The sequence below is a fragment of the Streptomyces sp. NPDC006265 genome, from assembly GCF_040613555.1.
Lineage (GTDB): Bacteria > Actinomycetota > Actinomycetes > Streptomycetales > Streptomycetaceae > Streptomyces.
Genome location: NZ_JBEXSH010000288.1, coordinates 1 through 9,662, shown reverse-complemented (window position 1 = coordinate 9,662; position 9,662 = coordinate 1). Strand labels below are relative to the sequence as shown.

The window sequence follows — 9,662 nt, the reverse complement described above, 5'->3', positions numbered from 1 at the left end:
CATCGCCCGCGCTGCGGCGCGGGCGATGAGGAGGGCCCACCGCTTCTCGCGGTCCCCGATCGCGGTGCACAGCTCCCGACCACCTCTCCGTGTCCCGAACAGGCCCGCCCCGTCACCGTCAGAACACCACGGGCTTCTCCGCGCGCATAGGGCCTCACCGTCCTTCGTCAGAGCCGAACAGGGCACGGCACGGGCCGGGGTGTCCAGGGGCCGGCATGCCGGACGGCCGCCACAGGGCCGGTCGGCCCTGCCAGTGGCCAGCGGACCCCATGACAGCGAGCCGGTGCCCGGGGTGGGCTGGAGAGGAGAACCAGGGCGTTCGAGTGGAGGAGGCACGATGAGTGGTCTGGTGGTCGTGGGTGTGGACGGGTCGGCGTCGAGCCTCGCCGCGGTGGAGGCGGCGGCCCGGGAGGCGCAGGTGCGTGGGGCGGGGCTCAGGGTGGTGCACGCGTTTGTCTGGCCCGCGATGCATGTGCCGTTGGGCCCGTCGCCGTTGGGCCCGTCCGAGGGCGGGCTCCGGAAGATCGCCGACCGTCTGGTCGCCGAGGCGGTCGAGCGTGCGCGGGCGACGGCACCGGAGGTCGACGTGAGCCGTGCCGTGGTGACGGGTGATTCCCTGACGGTCCTGGAGGCCCAGTCACGCACAGCTGAGCTGGTGGTGGTGGGGTCCCGGGGCATGGGCGGATTCGTCGGGCTGCTGGTGGGGTCGACGGCGGTGCACCTGGCCGCGCACGGCCGGTGTCCGGTGCTGGTGGTCCGGGAGGAGCAGAGTGCGGACGGTCCGGTTGTGCTGGGCGTCGACGGCTCAGCCGCGGGTGCGCGGGCGGTGGAGTTCGCCTTCGCCGAGGCCGAACTGCGGAAGGCGCCGCTGGTGGCGCTGCACGCCTGGACCACGTGGAACGCGCCGATGCCCGCACCGCAGGACGCGTCGGCTCCGTACGCGAACCCCCCGGGCGCCCTCGCCGGAGAGGAGGAGTACTTGCTGTCCGAGGCACTCGCCGGCCACCGCGCACGGTATCCGGGTGTGGTGGTGCAGCAGAAGGTGGTGCACGGCCGAACGCGGGAGGCGTTGGTCGATGCCAGCCGGTCCGCGCAGCTGGTCGTGGTCGGTGCCCGCGGGCGCGGAGGCTTCGCCGGGTTGCTGCTCGGCTCGGTCAGCCAGGCCCTCCTCCACCACGCCCACTGCCCGGTCGCGGTGGTGCGGGCGGGCAGTGGGCGGGGCTGACGGCGCCCGGTGCGAGGCTCCCACCCGTCCCAGGACCTGTGCTGGACGGGTGAGGACGGGCCACGGACGCGCGGAGCGTCACGTGGCCAGGGCCGTGAGGCGGCCACGCGCCGAGGCCCCGGGTCGGTGACGACGACGGGGAAGTCACCACGGGCGGCGAACAGCGGCTCCGGCTCGCGGCGGACCGCGCCGCCGGAGGCCGTCGGCATGTCGACCGGTGGCCGTCGTGCTTCCCGTGCCGCGGTTGCGCGACACGCTCGGTGGGCGACCGGTGCCCGGACCGCCCGCAGGCACTCGGCAGGGCCGAACGGCCCTCGGTACGGGCCTGTGGCCCCTGGGCACAACGAGCGGCTGAGCCGAGGCTGGGAGACGAGGAGCCGCACATCGGCGGCGCTCGGGAACAGGAGAACCCAGTGACTCATCCGGTCATCGCAGGCGTGGACGGCTCCGCCTCCAGTCTTGAGGCAGTCGAGGTCGCGGCCCGTGAGGCGCAGCTGCGTGGCGTCCCATTGCGAATCGTGCACGCGCTCGGACACCGGCCTGCCGACCGGCCGTTCTGGAGCCCGGCCGACCGCGGTCTGGAGCCGATGATCCAGGGAGTACTGGCCTGTGCCGAGGAGCGGGCCCGCACGATCGCGCCGGGTGTGGCCATCACCCGGTCGGTGGTGGCCGGGGAGGCTGTCCAGGTACTGGAGATCGAGTCGCGGTCGGCGTCGCTGGCCGTGGTCGGCAGCCGGGGCCTGAGCGGCTTCTCCGGGTTGTTGCTGGGCTCGACGGCGGTGCACCTGGCCGGGCACGGCCACTGCCCCCTGATGGTGGTGCGAGGCCGCCCCGACCCGGCCGGTCCGGTGGTGCTGGCAGTGGACGGTTCCGAAGCCGGCGCGGGCGCGGTGGAGTTCGCCTTCACCGAGGCGGCTCGGCGCAAGGCGCCGCTGGTGGCCGTGCACGTGTGGAACACCTGGAGCGAGCGCGCCTACGAAGGGCCCGGCGACCCGCTGAACGCCACGGTGGCGGACGCCGAACAACTCCGTGAGGCCGAGCAGCACCTGCTGGACGAGTCGGTCGCCGCCTGGCAGGAGAAGTTCCCCGAGGTGGTGGTGGAGCGGAGCCTGGTGCGTTCCCGGGTCCGTCCGGCCCTCATCAGTGCCAGCGGAGGTGCTCAACTGGTGGTGGTCGGCGCCCGGGGGCGCGGCGGGTTCACCGGGCTGTTGCTCGGCTCGGTCAGCCAGGCCCTGCTGCATCACGCCCACTGCCCGGTCACCGTCGTCCGAGGCAAGGAGTGATGGTGCCCCAGCAGATCACGGCGGACGACCCCACTCCGCCGGCACACACACTCCGGGGGCCGGACGCCTACCGACGCGACGCCGCCGACGTGGCGGACTCGCTCGCAGTGGTCCCGGCCATGGGCCTGACTACTGCGGACGCCGAGCGGCGGGCCGCCGACTGGGGAGCCAACGAACTGGCCGAACCGGCGCGCAGGCCGCAGTGGCTGCGCCTGCTGGACCAGTTCCGCAGCTGGCTGATCGGCATCCTGCTCGCCGCCGCCGTCATCGCGGGAGTCATCGGGGAGATCAAGGACGCCCTCGTCATCACCGTCGTCCTGCTCATCAACGCCACCATCGGCTACCTGCAGGAACGCCGGGCCGAACGTAGCCTGGAAGCGCTGCGCCAGATGCTGGTCCCCACCGCGCGCGTGCGCCGCGACGGTCGAGTGAGGACCATCCCGGCCGGCGCCCTCGTGCCCGGCGACATCGTCCTTCTGGAAGCCGGAGACCGTATCCCGGCCGACGGGCGCCTGGCCGTCGCCGAAACGGTCGAGGCCGCCGAGGCCGCGCTGACCGGCGAGTCCCATCCCGTCGCCAAGTCGACCGCGCCCACCGCGGCCGACGGAGACGAGCCCGTACCCGTCGCCGAGCGCACGGGCATGCTCTTCATGAACACCGCACTGACCCGCGGCCGCGCCGAGATGATCGTCACCGCCACCGGCATGCGCACCGAGGTCGGTGGGATCGCCGAGGCACTGCGCACCGGCGCCGAACCGCCCAGCCCGCTCCAGGTCCAGATGGACAGCCTGGGCCGGCGCCTGGCCGCGGTCAGCGGCGGCGCCGTGGCCGCCTACGCACTCGTGGCCCTCCTGCGCGGCGAGGAACCGGCCGATCTCGCGCTGCGGGCGGTGGCCCTGGCCGTCGCGGCGATCCCCGAGGGGCTCCCAGCCGTCCTCGCGCTCACCCTGGCCCTGGGCGTCTACCGCATGGCCCGCCGCGGTGCCATCGTCAAGCGGCTGGCCTCCGTCGAGGCGCTCGGCTCGGCGACCGTGGTGTGCAGCGACAAGACCGGCACGCTCACCATGAACGAGATGACCGCCCGCGCCCTGTGGGCGGCGGGACGCGACCACGAGGTGACCGGCGAGGGTTACGACACCACCGGTACCGTGCTCACCGCCGACGGAGGGAGCGGCGTGGACGTGCGCGACGCGGTGCTGCCGTTCGCGCTGTGCAACGACGCCCGACGCACTCCGGACGGCGCCGTCGGCGACCCCACCGAGGTCGCCCTGATCGTGCTCGCCGCCAAGGCCGGCCTCGACGCCGAACCGCACGCGCACGCGACGCGTACGGGTGAGGTGCCCTTCGATCCGGCCGCCAAATACATGGCCACCTTCCACCGTGACGCCGACGGCCGAACCGCCGTCCACGCCAAGGGAGCCGTCGACGTCCTGCTGGACCGCTGCACCCACGTCCTGACCGAGCACGGACCCGCACTCCTCGACACCGAGCGCCGCCGGGATGTCACCGACGCCGCCCGGCGGATGGGCAGCCAGGGCCTGCGCGTCCTGGGCGCCGCCAGCGCCACGGCCGACCGGGCCCACCCGGACGAGGTCCGGGGACTGACCCTGACCGCCGTCGCCGGGATCGCCGACCCTCCCCGCCCCCAGGCCCGCGACGCGGTCGCCCTGGCCCGGGAGGCCGGCGTCACCGTCAAGATGATCACCGGTGACCATGCCGACACCGCGACCGCCATCGCCCGCGAACTGGGCATCACCGGCGACGTCGTCTCCGGCACCGAACTGGCCCGGATGAGCGACGACGAACTGGCGGACCGGATCGAGGACGTCGGTGTCTTCGCCCGCGTCGCCCCCGAGGACAAGGTGACCATCGTCCGTGCGCTGGCCCGGCGCGGCCACATCGTGGCCATGACCGGGGACGGCGTCAACGACGCCGCTGCCCTGCGCGCCGCCCACATCGGCGTCGCGATGGGCGTCACCGGCACCGACGTGGCCAAAGAGGCCGCCGACATGGTCCTGACCGACGACGACTTCTCCACCATCGTCCGCGCGGTCCGTGAGGGCCGCTCCATCTACGACAACATCGTCACCTTCGTCCGCTTCCAGCTGTCCACGAACATCGGCGCCATCCTCACGCTGCTCGCCACCGTACTGGCCGGGATGCCCGCCCCCATGTCCGCGATCCAACTGCTGTGGGTCAACATCATCATGGATGGGCCACCCGCCATGGCCCTGGCCGTCGACCCACCGGGGAACAACGTGATGCGGCGTCCGCCGCGCCCGCCCGGCGAACGGATCCTGAACGCCCGCCGCCTGGCCGCCATCACCCGTTCCGGCGCGGTCATGGCCGCCGGCACCCTGGCGGTCTTCGCCGGCGCGCGCCACCTCACCGACACCGCGACCGCCGCCACGATGGCCTTCACGACGTTCGTCCTCTTCCAGCTCTGCAACGCCCTGGCCGCGCGAAGTGAGGACGGCCCGGTATTCGGACGCCACCAGTTGCACAACCGCACCCTGTGGATCGCCCTGGCCGCGGTCCTCACCCTCCAGGTCATCGCCGTACAGGCGCCCGTCGCCCAAGGAGTCTTCGACACCGTTGCCCTCAGCCCGACGCAGTGGGCGATCTGCCTCGCCACCGCTTTCACCGTGCTGCTGACCGAGCACGGCTGGCGGGCCGCACAGGCACGGCACGGTCGGCGCGCAGCACGGGGACCGACCCCGTGAGCCCCCAGCACCTGCCCGCGCCGCGAGGCCCGAGAAGGTGACCATGGGCGATCTGGTCGGCCAGTTGTGGGTTCGGTCGCCGTTCTACGAGTGGAACGTGCCCTGCCCGTCGGTGAGAACGTGACGGTCATGCCCCCCGGACACGCGCGGTCGACCGGACGGCCCCGCTCTTGGGCCCTGCGGGCCGGCCATCCGACGCGGCGCTCACCTGATCGCGATGGTCATGCCAGGGCTGTGCCGGGAGGACACGGTCACCGCCGCCGAGAACAGCCCTCTCGGGACGCGGACGCCGAGGGCCGCCGTGCTCACCGGAGTTGTCCTCCCGCCCGGAGCCGACCCGCCGATGGGGCCGGTCGGCCCCGGTCCGGGCCCATCGGCCCCTGTCTCCGGACGCCGCTGAACGACAAGGTCACAGCAGATACCCGACACAGGAGGTGGGCTTCATGCCCGGTACGATCATCGTGGGACTCGATGGCTCGCTGGAGAGCCGGGCCGCCGCGGACTGGGCCGCCCGTGAGGCGGCGCTGCGCGGGCTGGTGGTGAAGCTGGTCCACGTGTGGCAACCGGTACCCGCACGCATGGCGCAGGCTCCGCTCCTCGGCGCAGAGACCCACCAGCACTGGACCGAGCGGATTCCGCGCGAGACCGCCGAGGGCCTGCGGCTGCGCCACCCGGATGTCGAAGTGGGCATCGAGCAGCTGACCGGCTCGCGGACCGACGCCCTGGTGGACGCGGCCCGCGACGCGGAACTGCTGGTCCTCGGCTCCCGTGCCCTGAGCGGCCTCGGAGGCTTCCTGGTGGGGTCCATCGGGCAGAGCGTGGTCGCCCGCACCGAGACGGCCGTGGTCCTGGTGCGCGCCGGGGAGCAGGCCGCAGACGAACACGTCAAGGACTCCGCCGGCATCCCCTCCGCCGCCACCGCGTTCCGGCCCGTGGTCCTGGGCCTGGACACCGACAGCCCCGACGAGACCGTACTCGACTTCGCCTTCGAAGAGGCTCGGTGTCGCCAGGCCCCGCTGACCGCCGTACACGGCTGGGACCTGTCGCCCTACGCCGTCTACACCATGGGAGCGGGTTTCGAGTCGCACGAGGAGTTCGCACGGACAGAGGCCACCGCGCTCACCGAGGCGCTGCGGCCCTGGCGGCAGAAGTACCCGGACGTCGAGGTTGCCGAGGTCTCCCGTCCCGGCAGCGCCGCGAACCTCCTGGTCGACTCCGCCCGCGACGCCTGCCTCGTCGTCGTCGGCAGGCGGCGTCGCCGCAATCGGTTGGGCGTGCACATCGGGTCCGTCGCTCACGCGGTCATGCATCACGCCGCCGCCCCCGTCGCCGTCGTCGCGCACGGCTGACATGCCAGGCGCAGACAGAAGGACGACGTGTCACGAGGGCCGTGGTCGCGTAGCGCTTCCGGCGAGCTCCTGGTCCAGTCCGCGCCGAGGTCGCCACGTCACCATTCGCCGACATGGGCACGATGCGGGGACCTGCACCACGGCAGGCCGGGCGAAGCACACGCACGAGTGCGCGACCTGCACGTCCCGGCGGGCGTCCGGATGGCGTTGCCCCCGACGCTGAGGGCTGCGGACATGCCTGTCGGCGAGCAGGGTACCGGGCCCACTGTCGGCAGATCTGCCCGAACCGCGCCTGGGAAGTCGCCCAGCTCCAGGCCCGGCGGGCGGAGTGGCAGGACTCGCCGCCCTCGGACCGCTCCTTCCCGCATCTGGCGGTGGACCCTCTGGTGGGCGGCGGTCGGGTGAGGGGGTGGGAGGACTGCGGACCCGCCGGATAGGGACCGGGCGCCGACGTGGCCATCGAGGTGTCAGGTGAACCGGAGGGCTTCGTTCTGTGCACCCGCGCCGTTCGCGCAGGAGGGCACATCGCCAACATCGGCACGCACGGCAAACCGGTCACGCTGCATCTCCAATCCCCGTGGCGCAAGAACGTCACGATCAGCACCGGACAGGTCGACACGTCCTCCACTCCATGGCTGCTGGAGCAGGTGCAGTTCGGGCGCTTGCCCGTCGCCGAGCTCGTCACCCACTCCTTCGTCCTCGATCGGATGGAGCACGCCTACGAGGTGTTCGCGCACGGCACCAGCACGGGTGCCCTCAAAGTCGTGCTGCACCGCGAGTGAAGAGTCCAGCCCAGGGGCCGAACGGGCCGTCCGGCCCCTCGACCAGGGTCACCCAGCCCTACTACTCGTCACTACGCGGCGGTTTCATGGAAGTGAGCCGAGGGCCACAAGGAGACACGGCGAAGCGGAGCGAGACCGTGCACCGTGCAATTCGGGCCCACAAGAAGCGGGCGGCCCTCGGCTCCATGACGCCCGCTGTGTGCCGACGGCGTCCCACGGTCGCGTCCTCCGGCCGAAGTGCAGCCAGGGCCGGGCCCGGCGACTCTGGAGATCAGGGACAGTGCCGGGAGGACGCATGCACGGAAAATCCATTCCCGACCTGCACCTGGCCGCAGGCGCGCCGAACTGACGAGCCCCGGCGCACCGGTCTCGTCCCCTATTGCCCTGGGCCTGCGACGGCAGGCCCTCCCCTCGGCCACCAGGGAGGAACCATGCCCGCGCAGTGCACAAGCCAACAGCGGCCGGCAGCCCGGCTGCTCCCGTTCGCGGCAGCCTCCGCCGCACTGGCGCTCTACGCGCGGTGGATCCGACCACGTCTGTTGACGTGGGGTGCGACCCAGGACGAGGTCACCGGTGCCTACCCCGGCGACGAGCTCGTCCCCGATCCCGACGGCACGTCGACGATGGCGACGACCCTTCCGGCGCCCCCCGAGACGGTCTGGGCCTGGCTGGTGCAGATGGGATACGACCGCGGCGGCTGGTACAGCTGGGACTGGCTGGACCACTTCGGAGAACCCAGCGCCGACCGCATCGTGCCCGAGTGGCAGAAACTCGAAGAGGGACAGCGCCTGAACGCGGTCCGCAGCAGCAGGTCCTGGTTCACCGTGGCCCGACTGGAGCGGAACCGGACCCTGGTGCTGCGGTCGGACTTGGGCGTGCCCTCCGGCCAGTCCTTCGATCCGCAGTTGGATCCGCTGCCGCGGGCTCGCGTCGGCGGGATATGGGGCTTCCATCTGCGGCCGACCTCCGACGGTGGAACCCGCCTGGTGGTCCGTACGCGCGGTACGGGCCGCCCACGACCGTTCACCCGGCCGTTCGACCTGCTGCTGGGGGAGCCCGCCCACTTCATCATGCAGACGCGCCAGTTCCACAACTTGCGCACCAGGGCCGGTGGGGAGTCCCTGGGGGCCTGACGTTGAACGGCCTGCGCGCCGGGGCTGGGATGACTGGATACGCGGGAAGAGGCGGCCGCGACCGTACTGGTGGGTGACGAGACCGGCGGTGGTGTGGCGGCGGTGCGGATGCTTCAGTCGTGGGCCACTACGGCGACGGGGCAGCTCGCGTGGTGGATCACCGTGTGGGTGACCGGGCCGGTTCGTAGGCCGAGTGGTGTCTCACGGATCCGGCGGCCGACGACGAGCAGACTCGCACCGGAGGAGGCATACACCAGGCGGGTGCCTGCCTTGTCCTCCGTGACCGTCTCCGAGACCTCGACATCGGGGAACTTCTCCCGCCAGGGCTCGAGCAGGGCACTGAGGAATCCGCGCCACTCTTCGCCGAGCTGGGGAGTGTCCAGAAGCCCGATCTCACCCGGGCCGAGCGAGAGCGGCGAGGGGCCGGTCCACCCGGACACGGCATGCAATGTCGCCCCACGCGCCTGGGCCGCCTCGAAGGCGAACCCGATCACCTCGTCGCACGGATCGGCGAGATCGAGACCGAGGACGACCTCGCGGTACGGCGTGCGCGTCGACGCGTTGCCCTCGTGATCCGGCAGGTGCTCGTCCTCCGATTCCTCACCTGCGCGGACGAGGACCACGGGGTGGGTCGCCCGCGCCACGACTGTCTGGGCGACCGAGCCGACGAGGAACCCGGTGAAGCCGCTCAGGCCGCGGGAACCGAGCACCAGCAGCTTGGCCTGGTGCGCACCGTGCAGCAGGGCGGTGCTGGCGGGGCCGTCCACCTGTGCGTCGGTGACGAGGACTCCCGGGCGGGTTCGCGCGACGTGCTCCCCGGCCTCGTGCAGGATGCGCCGTGCGGCATGCCGGCGCACGGCGTCCCCTGCGTCGGGGCGAGCGTTGGGCGGGCTCCAGTTCGAGGCGTGCAGCAGATGCAGCGGAAGGCCGCGACGTACCGCTTCGCGGGCTGCCCATGCGGCGGCGGCAAGGCTCTCGGCGGATCCGTCGACTCCGGCGACGATCGGTTGTGGCATGGGCGCGCACCTCCATTGCTTCGTACGTGGAACTTGCACGTGTGTGGCTCTCGGTCCAGGCCCTTCGGCCTCCTTTTCATCGTTGAGGCTCCGCGCCAGGCGGAAGCGGTCCCGATGGCTCCGCTTCCTCAACCCTCCACCAGCCCCTGTG

6 protein-coding genes and 1 pseudogene are annotated in these 9,662 nt (G+C 72.4%); 6 read left to right on the top strand and 1 reads right to left on the bottom strand.

Translation table 11 applies throughout. The annotated features are described in order from the left end of the window. Nucleotides 1-337 precede the first annotated feature (337 nt). The 6 genes and pseudogenes from ABZ281_RS22925 (at nt 338) to ABZ281_RS22900 (ending at nt 8,495) form a co-directional block, all read left to right on the top strand. Entirely contained in the window at nt 338-1,225 is an 888-nt protein-coding gene (locus tag ABZ281_RS22925; protein ID WP_356658172.1) for a universal stress protein, read from the top strand. A gap of 413 nt (nt 1,226-1,638) precedes the next feature. After that, nucleotides 1,639-2,508 carry a universal stress protein gene (locus ABZ281_RS22920; protein ID WP_356658170.1) on the top strand — a complete coding sequence of 290 codons (870 nt, stop codon included), beginning with the start codon at nt 1,639-1,641 and terminating at the stop codon, nt 2,506-2,508. Beyond that, the gene (locus ABZ281_RS22915) at nt 2,508-5,231 is read left to right on the top strand and encodes a cation-translocating P-type ATPase (RefSeq protein WP_356658168.1); all 2,724 of its coding nucleotides are present in this window, start codon (nt 2,508-2,510) and stop codon (nt 5,229-5,231) included. The genes ABZ281_RS22920 and ABZ281_RS22915 overlap by 1 nt, the downstream gene beginning before the upstream one ends. Before the next feature lie 443 nt (nt 5,232-5,674). Beyond that, a complete protein-coding gene (locus tag ABZ281_RS22910) occupies nt 5,675-6,580 on the top strand; it encodes a universal stress protein (protein ID WP_356658166.1) in 906 nt (301 codons plus the stop codon). Between the two features lie 437 nt (nt 6,581-7,017). Next, nucleotides 7,018-7,362 (top strand): annotated as a pseudogene (locus ABZ281_RS22905) (alcohol dehydrogenase); the annotation flags it as partial. A gap of 431 nt (nt 7,363-7,793) precedes the next feature. Next, complete coding sequence (locus ABZ281_RS22900) at nt 7,794-8,495, top strand: hypothetical protein (RefSeq protein WP_356658164.1); 702 nt, start codon at nt 7,794-7,796, stop codon at nt 8,493-8,495. Nucleotides 8,496-8,608: 113 nt separating this feature from the next. Here the strand turns inward: ABZ281_RS22900 and ABZ281_RS22895 are convergent, their stop codons facing one another. After that, nucleotides 8,609-9,511, bottom strand: coding sequence for a universal stress protein (locus ABZ281_RS22895; protein ID WP_356658162.1), 903 nt, complete (start codon nt 9,509-9,511; stop codon nt 8,609-8,611). Between the last annotated feature and the right edge of the window lie 151 nt (nt 9,512-9,662).